Origin of the sequence: Caulifigura coniformis (genome assembly GCF_007745175.1) — a bacterium.
GTDB classification, from domain to species: domain Bacteria; phylum Planctomycetota; class Planctomycetia; order Planctomycetales; family Planctomycetaceae; genus Caulifigura; species Caulifigura coniformis.
In genome coordinates this window covers 469,550-487,968 of record NZ_CP036271.1, presented here as the reverse complement: position 1 = coordinate 487,968, position 18,419 = coordinate 469,550, and the positions used below count along the sequence as shown (strand labels likewise).

General features: G+C 64.1%; 17 protein-coding genes. 7 read left to right on the top strand and 10 right to left on the bottom strand.

What is annotated here, in order from left to right; translation table 11 throughout:
- Positions 1-203 precede the first annotated feature (203 nt).
- The 5 genes from Pan44_RS01935 (at position 204) to Pan44_RS27205 (ending at position 5,008) form a co-directional block, all read left to right on the top strand.
- Positions 204-554: a DMT family transporter gene (locus tag Pan44_RS01935; RefSeq protein WP_145026720.1), complete on the top strand. Its 351-nt coding sequence runs from the start codon at positions 204-206 to the stop codon at positions 552-554.
- Positions 555-873: 319 nt separating this feature from the next.
- On the top strand, positions 874-1,740 hold the full coding sequence (locus Pan44_RS01930) for a ZIP family metal transporter (RefSeq protein WP_145026718.1): 867 nt from the start codon (positions 874-876) through the stop codon (positions 1,738-1,740).
- Positions 1,737-2,630: an NAD-dependent epimerase/dehydratase family protein gene (locus Pan44_RS01925; protein ID WP_197453762.1), complete on the top strand. Its 894-nt coding sequence runs from the start codon at positions 1,737-1,739 to the stop codon at positions 2,628-2,630. Before Pan44_RS01930 ends, Pan44_RS01925 begins: the two co-directional genes overlap by 4 nt.
- Positions 2,631-2,756: 126 nt before the next feature.
- Positions 2,757-3,806, top strand: coding sequence for a HEAT repeat domain-containing protein (locus tag Pan44_RS01920; RefSeq protein WP_145026713.1), 1,050 nt, complete (start codon positions 2,757-2,759; stop codon positions 3,804-3,806).
- Between the two features lie 314 nt (positions 3,807-4,120).
- Entirely contained in the window at positions 4,121-5,008 is an 888-nt protein-coding gene (locus Pan44_RS27205; RefSeq protein WP_197453761.1) for a hypothetical protein, read from the top strand.
- 498 nt (positions 5,009-5,506) lie between these two features.
- Here the strand turns inward: Pan44_RS27205 and Pan44_RS01910 are convergent, their stop codons facing one another.
- The 5 genes from Pan44_RS01910 to sucD form a co-directional block, all read right to left on the bottom strand.
- Positions 5,507-6,112 (bottom strand): metallophosphoesterase family protein, encoded by a 606-nt coding sequence (locus tag Pan44_RS01910; protein ID WP_145026711.1) that lies wholly within the window; start codon positions 6,110-6,112, stop codon positions 5,507-5,509.
- Positions 6,113-6,967: 855 nt separating this feature from the next.
- Complete coding sequence (locus Pan44_RS01905; RefSeq protein ID WP_145026709.1) at positions 6,968-7,522, bottom strand: recombinase family protein; 555 nt, start codon at positions 7,520-7,522, stop codon at positions 6,968-6,970.
- 258 nt (positions 7,523-7,780) lie between these two features.
- On the bottom strand, positions 7,781-8,044 hold the full coding sequence (locus tag Pan44_RS01900) for a hypothetical protein (RefSeq protein ID WP_145026707.1): 264 nt from the start codon (positions 8,042-8,044) through the stop codon (positions 7,781-7,783).
- Between the two features lie 622 nt (positions 8,045-8,666).
- Positions 8,667-9,857, bottom strand: a complete 1,191-nt coding sequence (locus Pan44_RS01895) for a M24 family metallopeptidase (RefSeq protein ID WP_145026705.1) — start codon at positions 9,855-9,857, stop codon at positions 8,667-8,669.
- Between the two features lie 69 nt (positions 9,858-9,926).
- Complete coding sequence (gene sucD / locus Pan44_RS01890) at positions 9,927-10,841, bottom strand: succinate--CoA ligase subunit alpha (protein ID WP_145026702.1); 915 nt, start codon at positions 10,839-10,841, stop codon at positions 9,927-9,929.
- Between the two features lie 183 nt (positions 10,842-11,024).
- Between sucD and Pan44_RS01885 the strand changes: the two genes are divergently transcribed.
- A complete protein-coding gene (locus tag Pan44_RS01885) occupies positions 11,025-11,225 on the top strand; it encodes a hypothetical protein (protein ID WP_145026700.1) in 201 nt (66 codons plus the stop codon).
- Positions 11,226-11,525: 300 nt separating this feature from the next.
- Here the strand turns inward: Pan44_RS01885 and Pan44_RS01880 are convergent, their stop codons facing one another.
- The 5 genes from Pan44_RS01880 to Pan44_RS01860 form a co-directional block, all read right to left on the bottom strand.
- The gene (locus tag Pan44_RS01880) at positions 11,526-12,449 is read right to left on the bottom strand and encodes a type II secretion system F family protein (RefSeq protein ID WP_145026698.1); all 924 of its coding nucleotides are present in this window, start codon (positions 12,447-12,449) and stop codon (positions 11,526-11,528) included.
- 57 nt (positions 12,450-12,506) lie between these two features.
- The gene (locus Pan44_RS01875) at positions 12,507-13,472 is read right to left on the bottom strand and encodes a type II secretion system F family protein (RefSeq protein ID WP_145026696.1); all 966 of its coding nucleotides are present in this window, start codon (positions 13,470-13,472) and stop codon (positions 12,507-12,509) included.
- A gap of 77 nt (positions 13,473-13,549) precedes the next feature.
- Positions 13,550-14,857, bottom strand: coding sequence for a CpaF family protein (locus tag Pan44_RS01870; protein ID WP_145034888.1), 1,308 nt, complete (start codon positions 14,855-14,857; stop codon positions 13,550-13,552).
- Positions 14,858-15,380: 523 nt separating this feature from the next.
- Complete coding sequence (locus tag Pan44_RS01865) at positions 15,381-15,884, bottom strand: hypothetical protein (protein ID WP_145026694.1); 504 nt, start codon at positions 15,882-15,884, stop codon at positions 15,381-15,383.
- A gap of 184 nt (positions 15,885-16,068) precedes the next feature.
- Positions 16,069-17,199 (bottom strand): DUF1559 domain-containing protein, encoded by a 1,131-nt coding sequence (locus Pan44_RS01860; RefSeq protein WP_145026692.1) that lies wholly within the window; start codon positions 17,197-17,199, stop codon positions 16,069-16,071.
- A gap of 261 nt (positions 17,200-17,460) precedes the next feature.
- Between Pan44_RS01860 and Pan44_RS01855 the strand changes: the two genes are divergently transcribed.
- On the top strand, positions 17,461-18,393 hold the full coding sequence (locus tag Pan44_RS01855; RefSeq protein ID WP_145026690.1) for a LysR family transcriptional regulator: 933 nt from the start codon (positions 17,461-17,463) through the stop codon (positions 18,391-18,393).
- Positions 18,394-18,419 lie beyond the last annotated feature (26 nt).

Here is an 18,419-nt window from a genome sequence, read left to right as displayed (position 1 = left end):
CCCCCACTGCTGCGATTTCGCATGTCACTCATGTGGAGCGTTCGCAGGCCAGTCCCCGGACTGTGTCCGGGCGATTGGATGCAGCTCATCACTTCACTTGAGTCGAACTCACTCTAGAATTCAATCACAACCATACGGGACGACCCGTGCGGCTTCTCTCATCCGGGGACGGCCCCGCTTCATCCACCTGTCTGAGGTGAATCATGGCGTGGGTCATCCTGGTCGTTGCCGGCCTTCTCGAAATCGGCTGGGCCGTCGGGCTCAAACTGAGTGACGGTCTTTCGAAGCCCGTCCCCGCCATGCTGACGATCATCGCCATGATCGCCAGCATGGTCCTGCTGGGCGTCGCGGTCCGCACGCTCCCGCTCGGCACAGCCTACGCCATCTGGACCGGCATCGGAGCCGTCGGCGCCGTGATCCTGGGAATCTTTCTGTTCCACGAACCGGCCACCGCGGGCCGCCTCCTCTGCGTGGCTGCCATCGTCGGTGGCATCATCGGGCTCAAGCTACTGACGCCCACCCCCGCCCCCGCGGCCCAGGCCAAGGTCGATTGACCCGGTGGAATAGCCCGCTTCTCGAAATCAACGAAAGAACTCGCACCACAGAGACGCAGAGTCAGGGAGAAGAGGGAGATCGCGGTTCCATGAATGGAGCGCCGGCGAAAGCCCGCCCAATCTGTTGAGTCGTGGTCGGGCTTTGAATCGGCGGCCAGATCCGCAGGCCGGGACCTCCCTCTTCTCTGCGGACTCCGTGTCTCTGTGGTGATTTTCTTCTTGAATCGTCGCCTCAGGAGGTCTCGGCGCCGCAACGCTGTCATTTCCCCGAACGCCACGCGATACTGCGGGACTTTCCAGTTGCACCTGACTTGCAGCAATGATCCCCGTTCTCGTCGTCTTCTCTCTGCTGATCGTCGTCGCCTCTCTCGCGGGCGGATTCCTGCCGGCCATTGTCCGGCTCACCCACCTCCGCCTGCAGCTGATGATCAGCTTCGTCGGCGGTCTCATGCTCGGCGTCTCGCTGTTCCAGATGGTCCCGCATGCCATCCAGGAACTCGGCGCCGATCGCGCCTCCACAGTCGGACTCAGCGTGTTCGCAGGACTCGCGACGATGTTCATGCTCCTGCGCATGTTCCACTTCCACCACCACGACACCACCGGCGCGGAAGACGACAAAACCCCCGTCCATCACCACGACCACGATCACGACTGTGACCGCCACGGCCCCCCCATCGCCGCCAGCAGGATGAGCGGCCTCGGCGTCTTCATCGGACTTGCCCTGCATACCCTGATCGACGGCGTCGCCCTCGCGGCCGCCCTCAAGGTCGCCTCCTCCGAACACAACGCCCCCGGCGCCCTCGCCATCGCCGCTGCCTCTGTCGGCACTTTCCTCGCCATCCTCTTCCACAAACCGCTCGACGCCGTCTCCATCACCTCGCTCATGAGTGCCGGAGGCTGGTCATCCCGCGGACGGCTCATGGTCAATCTCGCCTTCTCCATGATGTGCCCCCTCGGAGCGGCCATCTATCTCATGGGCGCCAGCTCACTCCCGTTCGACCACCGACTGATGACCGGAGCCGCCCTCGCCTTCTCGGCCGGCGTGTTCCTCTGCATCTCGCTCAGCGATCTCCTCCCCGAAATCGAGTTCCACTCGCACAACCGCATCGGGCTCACCTTCGCCCTCGTCGGCGGCGTCGGACTGTCGTATCTCATCAGCCTGCTCGACGCCGGACACCTGCATTGAACCCTCTCAACGTGCTGGTCGTCGGCTGCGGTTATGTCGGCGCTCGCGTCGCCGCGCAGCTCGCCGCCGAAGGACATCGCGTCTTCGCCGTCACCCGCTCCGCCCAGCGCGCCGACGACTTCGCCGCTCGCGGATGGACTCCCATCGTCGCCGACGTCATGTCCCCTGCCGCCATCGCCGCCGCGCCCCCCATGGATGCGATGCTCCATGCCGTCGGCTTCGATCGCACCGCCGGCGTCCCCAAGCGCGACGTCTACGTCGACGGTCTGACCAACGTGCTGAACGCACTCTCCGGGCGCTGCCCGCGCGTCGTCACCATCTCCAGCAGCAGCGTCTACGGACAATCCAACGGCGAAACCGTCGACGAACGGTCGCCGACGGAACCAACCACCGAAAGCGGCCAGATCTGTCTCGACGCCGAACACGCCTTCTGGGATTGGCGCGACGCACAACCCGACGGCGTCACGGCGATCGTCCTGCGCCTCGCCGGCATTTACGGACCGGCCCGCATGCTCGCCCGAGCGGAATCGCTCAAGGCCGCCGTCCCGATGTCTGGCCGGGGCGATGCCTGGCTGAACCTCATTCACGGCGACGACGCCGCCGCGTTCGCCATCGCCGCCCTCTTCCGCGGAACCGACCGGACCACCTGTCTCGGCGTGGATGAGCAACCCGTCCGCCGGGCCGACTTCTATGGGCATCTGGCGCACCTTCTCGGAGCACCGGCCCCCACGTTCACAGGGGTCGTCGAACCCGGCGGCCGCGGCTCGGAATCGGGCATCAACAAGCAGCTCGCCAATCCACAGACGCGGCAGGCCCTCGAAGTGGTACTGTCATTTCCCACGTTCCGCGAAGGCTTGGCGGATGCCATCGCGTCAACGCCCGGGCTCTGAAGGCCCCTTCGCCCCGCCGTCCCAGCTCCCAGCCCCCCGAGTACCGAGTACCGAGTACCGAGTACTCAGTCAGTACTGACCCCCTCCCCCCCGCTCTACAATGAGGCGCGCCCCAAGGAACCCCTCATGTCGAGCACCGACTCCCCTTCCACCCCCTCCCAGGCGGATGCCGCTCTGCCCGAGCACCTCCCGCCGGTCGAGCCCCCCTCCGCCAGCTTCATCGTCCAGCTCTTCCTCGTGCCGGCCATCATCGTCGCCGTCGTCATCGGGCTGTATGTCCTCTTCGGCAAGCTGGCCGCCGGCGATACCGACTGGCGGCAGCTCGTCAGCGACATCAAGAGCGACAACCCCAACGTCCGCTGGCGGGCCGCCCTCAACCTCGCCGAAGGTCTCGATTCCGATGAGGCCCGCGGCCTCGAAGGCCAGCACCTCGCGTCCATTCCCGAGATCGCCACCGCCCTCAACGACCTCACCCTCCAGCAGCTGAAGTCGACCGTCCGGAACGATGAGCAGCAGCAGCAGCTCGCCTTCCTGCTCAAGGCGCTCGGCCGGATGGATGCCGTCGACCAGATCCGTCCCGCGCTGCGGACCACGCTCGACGAAACCCAGGAAGGAGAGATCCGCAAGCAGTCGCTCCAGGCCATCGCCATGATCGCCGGACGTCGGCAGGCCAAAGGAGAATCCCTGAGCGATCCCGAGCTCGTCGACGCCGTGATCGCCGCCTCCCAGTCGCCCGATCCCGTCCTGCGTCAGCATGCGGCCTTCGCGCTCGGCCTGATCGGCGGCCCCATCGGCGAGTCGCGCCTCGGAGAGTTGCTCGAAGACCCCGATGAAATGACCCGCATGAACGCCGCCATCGGCTTCGCCCGTGCAGGCTCCCCCCGGGGTCTCGGCGTCTTTCAGCTGGTCCTGAAGCAGTCCGCGGACTGGCCGGCCCAGGCGAACAGCCCCCGGGAGATCGAAGCGGCCTTTGAGAAGCAGCTCATGCTGCGGAATGCCCTGCAGGCGATCGAGCAGATCGGCCCGAAACTCACCCCGGCCGATCGCACCGACCTCGCCGCCCAACTGGCGCAGCTCGAATCGACGCTCCCCGATCAGGCCCTCCGCCTCCGGGCGAAAGAAGTCCGCATCGGCCTGGAAAAAGCCTCCCCGCCGACCGCCGAGCGGGGGACCTGAGCCCCTGAACCATCCGGCGGACGCCCCTCCTGATCGAACCATTCGTCCGCCGGACAATGCCGACCCGGACGGCCGGACAGTCCTGCTGTATCGTCCGGAACGCCTTCAGCGGTCGAATCGGGATGCGGCCGCGACTCGCGCCGAATTCGCCGGTTTCTGTCAAACAGCCCGTTGAATCGCGTTTCCGCGGCTCGATAGCATAGTTACTGACCTCCATTGGCCAATGGTGCGCTCATTGCGCCTGGCCTCAGTCCAGGCCGGCCCTTCGCCGTCCACATTCGGGGTCTGTTGATCCTTTCGCGAGGAATTCCACCATGCTGCTCGCGTCCCGCCGCGCCTTCCTGTCGCTGGGCCTCCTCGCTGTGTGCGCTTCCGCATTCGCCGCAGACGCCAAGCGTCCGATCACCAAGCTCTCCTACGATCCGTCGCTCCCGCAGGTCGAACTGTTCGACGGCCTCGACAGCGGCACGCTGACCGCCAAGCTCATCCCCCAGAGCCAGTTCGGCGGAAAAGTCCTCATCACCAACACCTCCAAGACCCCCGTCTCCGTGAAACTGCCCGACGCCGTCGTCGGCGTCCAGGTCTTCCCCCAGGGCCTCGGCGGCATGGGCGGAATGGGTGGCATGGGCGGAGGAATGGGTGGGATGGGCGGCGGCATGGGCGGAATGGGTGGCGGCATGGGCGGCCAGATGATGGGTGGAGGAATGGGCGGCGGCATGGGTGGGATGGGTGGCGGCATGGGCGGAATGGGCGGCGGCATGGGTGGCATGGGCGGCGGTGGAGGAGGCGGGTTCTTCTCGATCCCGGCCGAACGCACCGTCAGCGTCCCCCTCAACTCCGTCTGCCTCGAACACGGCAAAGCCAATCCCAACTCCCGGATGACCTACCGCATCGTGCGGCCTTCCGAAGTCTCCGATCGCCCCGAGCTCCCCGAACTGCTCAAGCTCGTCGGCAACAACAAGATTGACCGCGGCACGGCCCAGGCCGCTGCCTGGCACATCGCCAGCGGCATGACGTGGGAACAGATCGCCGCCGAGAAGTGGGACCACATCGGCCGGCCCGACTCCCCCTACTTCTCCGCCGACCAGCTCATGAACGCCCGCCTCGTCGTCAGCGACGTGAAGGTGAAGGCCCGCGAGAAGGCCGGTGAAACGTCGGAAGTGAAGACCGAAAACGTCCGCTTCACGCCGAAGGCCGAGTAACGCAATCAACAATCAAAAAGCCCACGGGTCACCCCCGTGGGCTTTTTTCGTTGAGGCTTCCGCCAGGTCTTCTAAGAAACTCGAGCCCCGTGGCGCCGAAGAACTCGCACCCCAAGTGAGCGGCAAGGCGCTAGCCGCCGGTGGGATGAACCATCGACTTTCCACAACTCCAGAGGGAGTTCCTTGCAGGCCGCAAACGTTGCCAGCGACGGGGTGGCCGGGGTTGGAGCCGCTTTCGGCGAAACCCCGGTCGCGTGCCAGCCCTCGTGAACAAAGAGGAAGACACAGGCGTCCAGAGCGCGACGAAGCGCCAGTCCAGGCGCGAAGGATCGGCAACGTTCGGCTGGAGGCTTCGCTTCGCTGCGTCCCCAGCCACCCCACCCCGAGTGAGCGGCAAGGCGCTAGGCAGCCGGTAGGATGAACCATCGACTTTCCACGGCTTCAGAGGAAGTTCCTTGCAGGCGTCCGCGGCCACACTTCCGCGACGCACCCTGCGGACTATGTCTGCAGTTCGTGGAGAACTCCCTGCGGGCCCGGGTTAATGATCGGGGTGGGGCCGATTTGGGCTTGCTGTCCGGCCGAGGCGTGGATGTGGCCACAGACGACGAGGCGGGGGCGGGTGCGTTCGATCGCGGCCCGGATCGCGGTACTGCCCAGGCTTTTGCCGCTCGTGGCGATGTCGACAGCCCCTTTGGGCGGGGAGTGGGTGACGAGGACGGCAGCGGGCGGGCAGTCTTTGAGGAGTGCGGCGGCCTGTTCTTCGGTGAAGTCGTAGCTCCAGGAGCCGAAGGGGGTGACGGGGATGCCGCCGCCGAGGCCGAAGAAGGTCAGGCCTTCGATGACGCTGTTCGTTCCGTGGAGGACGCGGGCGTTGGGGAAGTTGCGACAGGCGTCGGTGAGTTCTTCGAACGATTCGCTGTTGCCGGGGACGAAGACCGCGGGCTTGCCAGCTTCGAGGAGAGTTGGGAGGCAGTCGGCGACATGGCGGCGGGAGTTCCCAAAGTCGCCGGCGCCGATGAGGAGGTCGGCCTGGGTGGCGAGCGCGGCGAGCCGCCGGGCGGCGGGGACGTCGGCGTGGAGGTCGCTGAAGAGGAGCAGGTTCATAGGGACAGGGTGAGCCACCTGGCAGCTGAAGGGAAGAGAGAGGGAACCGCCAAGACGCCAAGGCACCAGGAGGTTGGCCCAACCGACATCTGGGCAACGTTCGGCTGGGGGCTTCGCTTCGCGGCGTCCCCAGCCCCTCCACCCGAAAAAGGCGAAGCATCTCAGTGGGTCTTAGGTCACGGATCGAACAGTTGGAGCGCTGCCTCAGAAGGATAGTGACGCTGAAATTGGGCCCATTTGACGGTCCCATCAGGGAAACGAACTTCGTACCACTGGCGATAGTGGAGCTGTCTCGTCTGACTTTGCACAGACTTTGGCGGGTCGTACCAGACATGGCGAAGAATCACTACGGGTATTCCTTCGGAGGCCAGATACCTCCGGAACTGCATCCTCTCTAAGGCGCGAATGCACCACATTAAGCCACAAAGCATCGCGACGAGCGTGACAAATGCGACGGCCATCAGAAACGTGTCCATGGCGTCTAACCTTTCTCCGATGTCGTCCAGCAGTCGCTTGAGTGTCCAGACTTCGGTGCAATCCTAGCTTTGTGTTCGCCCAGTGACGATTACCCGGTACCCCCGGTTGACGTGACGACTATTCAAAATGGGTACCACCGGTTGCTGTGCAACCGGTGCGGTGAAGCCGCAGGAGGCTCTCCTCCCACGACGCCGTCCATTCTTTGTTTCGCCCGAGTCTGAAGCAGCCTCTTGCCGCTCCGCGTCCCCGATTGCGAGCAATCGGGGCTACCCTGCTGCCCTGCTGGTTTCGGATCTCACTCACGAACCTGTTCGACACCTTCGCCACTTCTGCGATCTTCCGATCGGACCAGCATTCGGATGTAGGCTATCCGGGAGATCAGTGCTGGTAGGTGATGGGGCGGTCGGACTTCGTGAGGTATTCGGCCGGCACGGTAAACACGATCGGCTCACCACCATTCACATCACCAAACCAGATCGCGGCGGAATCGCGGGCGCCGCCAAGAACCAAGGGGCCGAGCTGTGTAACAATCCCGAGCTGCCCATTGATCGTTGCGAAGTCACCTACGGCCATTTGCGGCCCCGATGCGACATCGGGCTTATCAACCTCATCGCCCCCTTCTCGGCACACAGCCAAGGCCACACCGCATTGGTGCATGAGGCGAGACAGTCGCGTGATGTCGGCTGGAGTACCGAGGCAACTCCAACTGACCACGACGAGGAAATCACCACGGCGGAGCAATGGCAGCAGCGCGGAAAATCCGGGCCGGCTCTCGGGCGGGGTGTCGCATCCGACACGGTCGAAGTAAACGGCAGTTGCAGTAGCACCAACCTTCAACAGATGGGCCCGCAGTTCCTCCAGTTTACGATCCTCGACTTCCTTTGAGGTGTAAAGGTGCTCGGTGGTCGTGGGCACGTATAGGTACACTGCCATTGCGGCTCCTCTGCACTTGAAACACTGGCCTACCGTTCAGCCAGCGGACCGACATGCCGATGCTAAACCGGATCCCCCCGGTTGACGTGACGACTATTCAAAATGGGTACCACCGGTTGCTGTGCAACCGGTGCGGCGAAGCCGCAGGAGGCTCTCCTCCCAAGACGCCGTCCATCCTTTGTTTCGCCCGCGTCTGAAGCAGCCTCTTGCCGCTCCGCGTCCCCGCTTGCGAGCAATCGGGGCTCCCCTGCTTCTTCTTCAAAATGGCGACACAGAATAGCCTGCTTCGTCAACATAGTCGCCATTTCCAATTGCCTGCTTCCTTGCCGCTTCAATTACTGGCTGAGGTATTGAGCAGCCCTGAAGTTCCAGGCTATTGGCCTGATCGTCTACACATCCACGCGCAATTGTCTGGCCGTAAGTATCTAGCAGTTGAATCTCATATCGCATGCCACTCGAATAACGATCTCTCTCTTCGAGATGCAAGATGAAGTACACCTTTCTATCGGTAGCCATTTCCATTATGAGTCTCCTGGAAGTTGGAGTCGGTTAGTTGGAGCCGGGTTGTAGGCCCCTGTCCGCCACGGGTACCACCGGTTGCCGTGCAACCGGTGCGGCGAAGCCGCAGGAGGCTCTCCTCCCAAGACGCCGTCCATTCCTTGTTCCGCCCGCGTCTGAAGCAGCCTCTTGCCGCTCCGCGTCCCCGATTGCGAGCAATCGGGGCGACCCAATCGATGCCGCCCGACTCGGTGGCCGGGGTTGGAGCCGTTTTCGGCGAAACCCCGGTCGCGTGCCAGCCCTCGTCAACAAAGAGGAAGACACAGGCGTCCATAGCAGGACGAAGAGTCGATCCAGGGGCGAAGGATCGGCAACGTTCGCCCGGGGCTTCCTCCGCTCCCCTGCTCCAGCCCCGGCCACGCTCGACCGCGAACAGGTGGCACGCCCTGACTGACGTCAGGAAGGAAGGGCGTGGCAATCGTTGCCGAGCCCACTCTTCGACACAGCCCCCTTGGTGCCCTCGTGCCTTGGTGGTTCCCTGACCTCCCGCGCGCTGCCGAGTTCATCGCCGATGGAGGCCGCCGCGAGTTTCATCCCGTTGTTGGTGCAATGCCGACCGCACCCCGCGGGCCTCGTCGGCGACCGCTCAATACTTCCCCAGGATCGGAACAACCGCCGTCTGCAGTTCCCCACCCGTGACGTGCACCTTCCCCGCCTCGTCGATCAGCACGTTCGTCTCGCTCCGCACCCCGAATTCGGACAGGTAGATCCCCGGCTCGATTGAGAAGCACGTCCGCGGCAACAGCCGCCGGTCGTCGCGTGTCTCGAGCCCGTCGATGTTCGCCCCATTCCCATGCGTCTCGCGGCCAATGTTGTGCCCCGTGCGATGCACGAAGAACTGGCCGTAGCCCGCGTCCACGATCACCTTCCGGACCGCGTTGTCGACTTCGAAGCCGCGAATCGCCGTCCCCTTCGCGAAGGCGTCCTGCACCATCGCGATTCCCGCGTCGCGGGCGGCCGCCACGATGTTGAAGATCTTCGTGTACGTCTCGGGAACCGTCTTCCCGACGTAGCCCGTCCGCGTCAGGTCGCTGTACACCGCGTTCGGCTTCTTGAGCTTGGCCCACTGATCGATCAGCACGAAGTCCCCCTCGCGGATCGTCGTGTCCTCGCCGTTCCCCGTCTCGTAATGCGGCAGCCCGCTGTGAGCGTTCCGGCCCACGATCGGCGGGCTGTACGTCGTCATCGAGTGCGCGGCGTAGTGTTCCATGATGCGGTCCCGCACGGCCGCTTCGGAAACGCCCCCGTCCTTCCGCACACCGTCGGCAATGAACTTCCACGCCACTTCGTAGGCCGAGTTGTTGTGCGTCGCCGCCTCGAAGTGCAGCGCGATCTGCTCGTCATCGAGCGTCGCTTCGAAGAGCTGCACGATGTCGCCGGACGACTGCACGTCGCAGCCGAATGACCGCACCAGTTCCACGACGCCCGCATCAACCTTCGAGACGTACGGGTTGCCGTTCCGCGGCGAGTATTCCATCGCCACGACCTTGCTGCCTGAGACGCACTGCTGCACGCCCGCTTCGAGTTCCTGCCACGACAGGAAGATCGTCTTGTCGCCCGGCAGGGCGTCGAGCACGGAATCTTCGATCCGGTGCACGAGCTTGCGCGGCATGCCGCTCGCCGGGATCCAGTAGAAAAACCGCCGCGAGCCGATGTGCTTGCCGTCCAGCCCCAGGATCCGCCGCGCCAGGATGTTGCTGCCGCGGAAGTCGTACAGCAGCCAGCCGTCGAAACCGAACTCGCGCAGCGCCGATTGAACCTTGGCCAGGTCGAACATACAGGCTCCGTTCGGAAAAAAAGCCCGCCGGGAAATCGACGGGCTCTCAGGTTTGGACTTCCGTCCGAATCACTTCTTCTTTTTCTTGCCGGCGTTGGCGATCGCCCGCTGCACGGCCACGCCCATGTCGCCCGGGCTGACCGCGACTTCCACGCCCGCCTTGCGAAGCGCTTCCATCTTCTCTTCGGCCGAGCCCGATGAGCCCGAGATGATCGCGCCCGCGTGCCCCATCCGCTTGCCCGGAGGAGCCGTCTGCCCCGCGATGAACGCGGCGCACGGCTTCGTCACGTGCTTCGCGATGTATTCGGCCGCTTCGATTTCCGCGTCGCCGCCGATCTCGCCGATGATCATCAGCGATTCGGTGCCCTTGTCCTTCTCGAACATCTCGAGCAGGTCGATGAACGAGGTGCCGTTGACCGGGTCGCCGCCGATGCCGACGGCCGTCGACTGGCCCAGCCCGACGTTTCCAAGCTGCCACGCCGCCTCATACGTCAGCGTGCCGCTCTTGCTGATCAGGCCCACCGTGCCCGGCTTGTGGATGTAGCCCGGCATGATGCCGATCTTGGCGACGCCCGGCGTGATGATGCCCGGGCAGTTCGGCCCGATCAGCCGCGACTTCGTCCCCGCCAGGAACTTCTTCACCTTCACCATGTCGAGGATGGGAACCCCTTCCGTGATCGCCACGATCAGCGGCACGCCCGCGTCGGCCGCTTCCATGATCGCGTCGCCGCAGAACGGAGGGGGCACGAAGATCAGCGAGCAGTTGGCGCCGGTCTTGGCGACCGCTTCGGCCACCGAATCGAACACCGCGAAGCCATCGACTTCAGTGCCGCCGCGCCCCGGCGTCACGCCGCCCACCATCACCTGCTCGCCAGGCCGGTGCTCCTGGGCGTAGGCCCGGCACTGCTGGCTGTGAAACAGCCCGGCCTTGCCGGTGATCCCCTGGGTGATGATGCGTGTGTTCTTGTCGACGAGAATGGACATGACGCCAGCTGTGGGAAGGATGAGCGGTCCTCAATCGAAGACGGCTCAAGGGGCAACGCTCGAGTGTGAAACCCGCAGGATAGAGCCTGCGCGCAAGTGGTTTCAAACGACCGGGCGGCTGGAAACACCCCTGCGGCAAAGGAATTCCGTGACGGACGCCACGGACGCAGCCCGAACCACTTCATGAAACCGAGCATCGCCGTGATGGCAATGAACACGATCACGGCCGCGGCCCATTCCTGGGCCCGCGTCGATCCATCAGGCGGGCGGGCGATGAATCGGGTTCTGGCGCGTCCCATGGCCAGCATGATCAGGCCAATCTGGGCCACCAGCGCCGCCAGGAACACGAATCCAACGTTCCCAACGATCCTTTCCCTCGCCTGAATCGCTTTCACGACCGGCAGATACGCCAGGGCCCAGTAAATCAGTCCGGCGACCACAATCAGAATGGTCCCGATCGGCCGATTCGCGATGTCCGAACGAGCGATGGCGTCGCGGCGCTCGTCACCGAGCTGCCGGTAGACATACACCGCCGCCAGACCGCCGACTGGGAGCCCCAGCATCGTCCAGTATGTCGCGTCGAACGCGTCCATCAGCGCAGCCCCGGCGTCGCCATTTCGGTCGCCGGGATTCTCGGCGTCCGCGCGGACACCGTCAACGACGCTTCGACGCAGACCCCGCCGTTTACGTCGTCAGCAGGTTGCGGATCATCAGGATCGCCGCCGGTCCCACCAGCACCACGAAGATGCCCGGGAAGATGAACAGCACCAGCGGGAAGATCATCTTCACGGCCGTCTTGGCCGCCTGTTCTTCCGCCAGCTGGCTCCGCTTGGTCCGCATGCTTTCCGACTGCACCCGCAGCGCCTGAGCGACCGACGAACCGAACCGGTCCGCCTGGATCAGGATCGTCGCCAGCGCCTTCACGTCATCCACGCCCGTCCGCACTCCCAGTTCGTGCAGCACCTCGCGCCTCGGCCGCCCCATCTGCAACTGCATGTTCGCCGTCGAAAACTCGCTGCAGATGTCCGGCGCTGATTCGCTCAGCTCTTCCGCCACGCGACGCATCGCCGCATCCAGCCCGAGCCCGGCCTCCACGCAGACCACCAGCAGGTCGAGCGCGTCCGGCATCGACAGGAAGATCCTTCCCTTGCGGCCCGAAGCCTTCAGCCGCACGAAGATTTCCGGCAGGTAGAAACCAAGTCCCCCTCCGAGAAACAGCGCCTGGGCCGCCGTCAGCGTCAGGCCGTTCTGCCACACGCCGACAATTCCGCCGAAGAACAGGCCGACGCACAACAGGATCGTCTTGATCGCCAGGAACAGCGTCGATGCGTTCGGAGAGCCGTAGCCGGCGTTCGCCAGCCGCACTTTCAGTTCGTTCTGCTCCAGCTCCGTCTTCGGCTGCAGCACCTTCGACAGGGCCGGCGCCGCCGCGGTCACGGCGTTGCCCATGCCCCCTTTTTCCGAAGCCGGCCTCCGGCCGCCGTCGCGCAGTTCCTGCAGACGTTCGGTCGCACGGCTGTCCTTCTCCGTGAACATCGACAACACGGCCCATACGGCCGCCGAGATGCCGACAAAAATCGCGCCGGAGATCAGATACGTGGAGTCCATGCTTCAATCCTGCAACCCGCGGGCGGGCCGGCTAAATGACTGGTCCGTGAATTCGTCTCACACCTTGATCTGGATGATCTTCTTGATGCAGATCGCTCCCAGCACCTGCAGGAAGATCGCCACACCGATCATCTTTCGCCCCAGCTCGTCCGTGAACAGCGTCATCACGTATTCGGGATTGAGGTACAGCACCGCAAAGAACAACGCGACCGGCAGCAGCATCAGCACGACGCCGCTGATGCGGCCTTCGCCCGTGAGCGCCTGCACCTGACCCAGGATCCGGAACCGTTCCCGGATGATATGGCTGATCTTGTCCAGGATTTCCGCGAGGTCGCCGCCGCACTGCCGCTGGATGACGACCGCCGTCGCGAAGAACTTGAAGTCGAGGTTCGGCATCCGCTTGTACATGTTCTTCAGCGACTGATCGATCGGGATGCCGAGGTTCTGTTCTTCGTAGGCGACGTTGAATTCTTTCGAGATCGGATCGTTCATCTCCGTGCACACGACGTGCATGCCCGAGGCCAGCGAGTGTCCTGAACGGAGCGCCCGCGCGATCAGTTCCATTGCTCCCGGCATCTGTGCGGCAAACTTCGCGAACCGCCGCTTGCGGCGCCACATCAGCCAGGCCAGCGGGAGGATGCCCACCGCCAGAGCCACGACGGGAATCAGCGGGACCGGAAGGTTGGTCACGATCGCGATCGCCGCCCCCGCCAGCGTGCACCCCGCCACCAGCGCAGCGAACGTTTCCGGCTTCATCGGCAGGTCGGCCTGCACGAACAGCAGCCGGATGTTGCCGAAACGTTCCATCAGGTCCGACATCCATCCCGCCAGTCCGCTCATGCCTTCGCGCATGAGCATCTCGCGGGACACCGACAGCTGCTGGTCGGGCGCCTTCTTGCCCGCCAGGATCGCCAGGCGGTTCTCGACGCTGCCGTTATCTTTCTGACCAACGAGCATCACGATCGCGCCGATCACACCGGCCACGCTCACGAATGCCGCGATCGAAATGATCATCGGATCCATTGAAATCTCTCTCGTAGGGCAGGCACCGCCTGCCACCTCGTCCTACCCACTACCAACTACCCACAACCCACGATCAATCAACCCAGCCGCCGCGACGCAAACAGGTTCGCCGGCAGCCGCACTCCCGCCGCTTCCAGCCGGTGCATGAACGCCGGACGCACGCCCGTCGCTTCAAAGTGACCGACCGCCTTCCCGTTCTCGTCGACTCCGTCGACCATGAACCGGAAAATGTCCTGCATGATGATCGTGTCCTGCTCCATGTTCAGGACTTCCGTGATATACGTGATCTTTCGCGGGCCCCCCTGCAGACGGCTCGCCTGGATGATCAGGTCGACGGCCGAGCTCAACTGATGGCGGATCGCCTTCAGCGGCAGTTCCGTGCCCGACATCGTCACCATCGTTTCGATACGGGCCACAGCGTCACGCGGGTTGTTCGAGTGCACCGTCGTCATCGAGCCTTCGTGGCCGGTGTTCATGGCCTGCAGCATGTCGAGCGTTTCCGGTCCGCGGCATTCGCCGATGATGATCCGGTCGGGCCGCATACGCAGGGCGTTCTTCACCAGGTCGGTCGCGGTGACCTGTCCCTTGCCTTCGATGTTCGCCGGACGCGTTTCCAGCCGCAGCACGTGGTCCTGCTGCAGCTGAAGTTCCGCCGCGTCTTCGATTGTGATCACCCGATGGTCGTGCTGGATGAAGCTCGACAGCGTGTTCAGCAGCGTCGTTTTTCCGGAACCCGTTCCGCCCGAAATGATGATGTTCAGCCGGGCCTTCATCGCCCCTTCCAGCAGCATCACCATCTCGGTCGTGAAGGCGCCGAACCCCAGCAGGTTCTCCAGCGTCAGCGGCTTCGACCCGAATTTACGAATCGTGATCGAAGGACCATCCAGCGCCAGCGGCGGGATGATCGCGTTGAGTCGCGAGCCGTCCGGCAGACGCGCGTCCACCATCGGCGACGTCTCGTCCACGCGCCGGCCCACGCGCGACACAATCCGGTCGAGAATCTGCAGCAGGTGCTGGTTGTCGCGGAACGTCACGGCCGACTTCACGATCTTGCCGTTCTTTTCGACGAAGATCTTCTTCGGGCCGTTGATCATGATGTCGGCCACGCCCTCTTCCTTCATCAGGAGTTCGAGGGGGCCGAAGCCGAGTGTTTCATCGAGGATTTCTTCAATCAGCCGTTCGCGTTCCGAACGGTTGAGCAGCGGATTCTCCGAGTCGCACAGGTGTTCGACGACCAGCCGGATCTCGCGCCGCAGGGTGTCTCCCTGCAGGTCGCCGAGGCGCGTCAGGTCGAGCTTGTCCACCAGCTTGGTGTGGATCAGCCGCTTGAGCGATTCGAAGTCGAGCTGCTGCGTGTCCCCCCGCGGAACGCGACCGGCCCCCATCGGCGGGCGGTTCTGTCCGGGCATCGGGCGATTCATCGTGGGGGGCGGAGCCATCGGTCCTCGTTCCTTGGTTCAGTCGCTGCGATTCGTTCGCACCGGGAGCGCACGCCGGGGGAGACGGCAAACAGGCGCAACCCTGGTCACTGAAAACCTAGGCCATGATTGGCGTGATGCCGTTTGGGACCACGTGTTGCCGAAAAGCGACGGGGAAAGCCCGGTCGGCAAATCCGGTTATGACGGTTCCTCCAAAGAGGACGCCCCCGGGCACGCTGGCCAGACACCGCCCCCCGCACCAGACACCGCCCCCGCAACCCGCCCTCTCACGCCCAAAGCCCTCCACCCCCGCCCAGGCCGGATCGTCCACTTCAGCGACGAGCCCGCATCGTCACCCCGCCCGCCGCATCGTCACCCCACCCGTCAGACGGCCCGCCCCCAACGGCGGCGAGTCCCGCCCGCCTGACGAACCGCCGTCGAAACCTCGGTTTCCGTTTCCCGCGAGGCCCCCTCAACCCCCTCCACGTCATCACTTATTGAGCTCAAAGACGTACTCGTTCGGCCCCTCGGACGTGACGACGGCATTCAATGGCGTGCGCGCGGGATTGTTGTACTTCGGCGGAAGTTCGTTGTCGCGTTTCGCCGGAGCGGTCGGAGTCTCGGAGGGCGGGACATACTCGTCGCTGTCATCTCCGCCGCTGGCCGGCGTTTCAGACATCGCCTCCACCTTGGAGATCAGCACCATATAGTTCCCCGCCGCGGCGCCGTCATCCGCCTCGTAGGTCGTCAGCCGGCACTTGCCTTCGTCATCCGTACGTCCGGCCGCCCCCGGCTGATTCGGATTCGGCGCCACAAGGCGAACGACGGCTCCTTCGACCGGCTCCCCCTTGAACGTCACCCTCGCGAGCGCGGGATACACCGCCACCCGGTTCGTCGCGGCGTCGTCGGATGTCGATTGGCATGCCGACAACACCGCACAGCTGGAGACAATCATGAAACAGGTGAGGCGCCGGGCGCGATCGAGGCATGCCATGGGAAGAGTCCGCCTGCAAAAGTGAGGGATACGATTCCAGCCTGGAAGAACGCGCCCCGGGCGCGCCTGGTGACGCAATGCAGGCAGCCGGTTCAGGAAGTTCCCCGGCCGGAAAGGTGGCTTTTCCGGCCGGGGAACGACGACTGCCGATCTCGGCAACTGGGGATCAGAACGCAACCTGCGATCAGAACGCGCCGACCGCCTCGCTGCCGGCCATCGATCCCAGAGCCCCCCAGACGCCATAGGGACTCGGGCCGGCCTGCGCCGGTGCTGAACTGAGATCACCCGTATTCAGGTTCTCGTTCACGAACCTCACCGCGCCGTCGCACATCAGCGTATGAACGCCGCCCGTGTGTCGGCTGGTCGGAGGGATGACGCTGTTGGTCGAATCGGCGTTGCCGTTCGCGTCTTCCGTACAGGCCGGACCGTTCGGCGGCAGGATCGTGTGGAATCCGACGCGACCAAACTGGCCGTCCGTCCACAATGTCCCGGACTTCGACTTGGTGTTGATTCCGGGCTTGTAGAAAGGCCCGTTGACCGTCGTCATGCACAGGATCGGCGACGCCGCCACACCCGTCTGCTGGGAGGCGACGCCCTGCACTTTGGACGCACCGCTGGTGATCCAGCCAGTTCCCGGATTGCCGCTGGCCCAGTTTCCCTTCACGCGCTCGCTGAACGCGATGGTGTTGCTCGTGCCGTCGATGATGTCCCGGATGCCGTACTGACGCCGGAATCCGAACGGACCGCGTGCACGATCCGCCCCATGCGTCGATCCGGACGTCGTCGTGTTCACCCGCGTCGTCGGACCGTCCCCCATGCTGAACACATAGTTGCTCAATTTGCGCTGATTGGCGTTGCTGTCCATGTCGGATGGACAGTTCAGCACGCTGAGATACACGTTCCAGATCATCCAGTTCGCCCACGGATTCGGCCCGCCCGGTTGAACAACCCCCTGGCCCGTGGTGTTGTTGATGTCTCCGGCCTCGATGCGGTTATACAGCGGCGCCTGGTCCAGGTTGGGAAGCAGCGAAATAAAGCCGCTCCGCCGCTGTGAGTTTCCGGTGTAGAACCCGCTCCCCGGATTGACGCCCGCCGAGCCCCCCCGCCGGTAGACGAACATCTTGAACACGTCATGGTAATTGTGAAGTGCAAGTCCCAGCTGTTTGAGATGGTTCTTGCACTGCGTCCGCCGTGCGGCCTCGCGGGCCTGCTGCACCGCGGGAAGAAGCAGGGCGATCAGGATCGCAATGATCGCGATCACAACCAGCAGCTCAATCAACGTGAACCCGAAACGACCTCGTCGCAAAACTGCCATGACGTGTCCTCCGCAGAAAATAGAGAGAAAACCGCCAGACGACCGGTGATACGTAGACCTCGAAGAAAGGATGTGAGGCTCAGGACAAGCGACCGTCTGAACAGTGAACACCAGCGAGAACCAGAACGGCGATCGCGACTCTAAGCCCGGACTGCCCGACTGCCCACACACATTGTCCATATGGCAGATATATGTAACCCTTATGGAGCAATTCGCGCTTTAAGAATTCGTGATCGACCCTGACGCCGAACGAGGTGCCCTATGGAGCGGCTGTCGTCTGATGATCCGTACCAGCTCCTCCGCCAGATCAACCTCAACCACCTCTTCTACTTCTGGGCCGTCGGCCAGTCGGGAAGCATCACCAGGGCCGCTGCCCGACTCGGCATCGCCCAGCCGGGAGTCACGAATCAGATCCAGAGCCTCGAACGGCGGCTCGGCGCCCGATTGATTCAGCGCGGATCGCGCGGCGTGACGCTGACTCATGCCGGCCACAACGTCATGCGATTCGCCGAAGAAGTCGTCGCCATCTGCTCCGACCTCGCTCGATCGCTCCCCCTGAAAGTCGCCACGGAAGAACGCCCCTTCGTCGTCGGCACTGTCGACTCCGTGCCGAAAGTCGTCGTCAGATCCATCCTGAAATCCGTGTTGTCGGGAGACCCGCCCCCACAGCTCATCTGCCGCGAGTGGCGCATCGACCGGCTTCTCTCCGAACTCTCGCTGCACCGCCTCGACGCCGTCATCAGCGACGTCCCGCTCCCGGTCCCGGAAGGAACTCCGCTCGAAACGTATGCGGCCGGTTCGTCCACCATCGATATCTATGCCGCTCCGCAACTCGCCCGTCAGTTCAGTCGTGGGTTTCCCGGCTGCCTGCACTCCGCGGCGATGCTCCTCCCCTACAAGGGGACATCCCTCCGGACGTCGATCGACCGCTGGTTCGCACTGCACCGCCTGGAACCAAGAATCGCCGTGGAAACCGATGACCGTGCCCTTCTGCACCACTTTGCCGAGTCCGGCCTGGGACTGTTGCCCGTCGCCACCATCACCGCGCCGGACATCTCGCGACAGTTCCGCCTGGAGCGGATCGGCTCGTTGAGAAACGTGTACGAAGAGTATTTCGTCACGACGTTTCATCGCCCGAACGAGCACAGCGCCCTGGATACGCTTCGCCAGTCGCTCGCGGCCCCAACCCGCTGAGTTTCATGAGACAGGGGCTCGTCGAG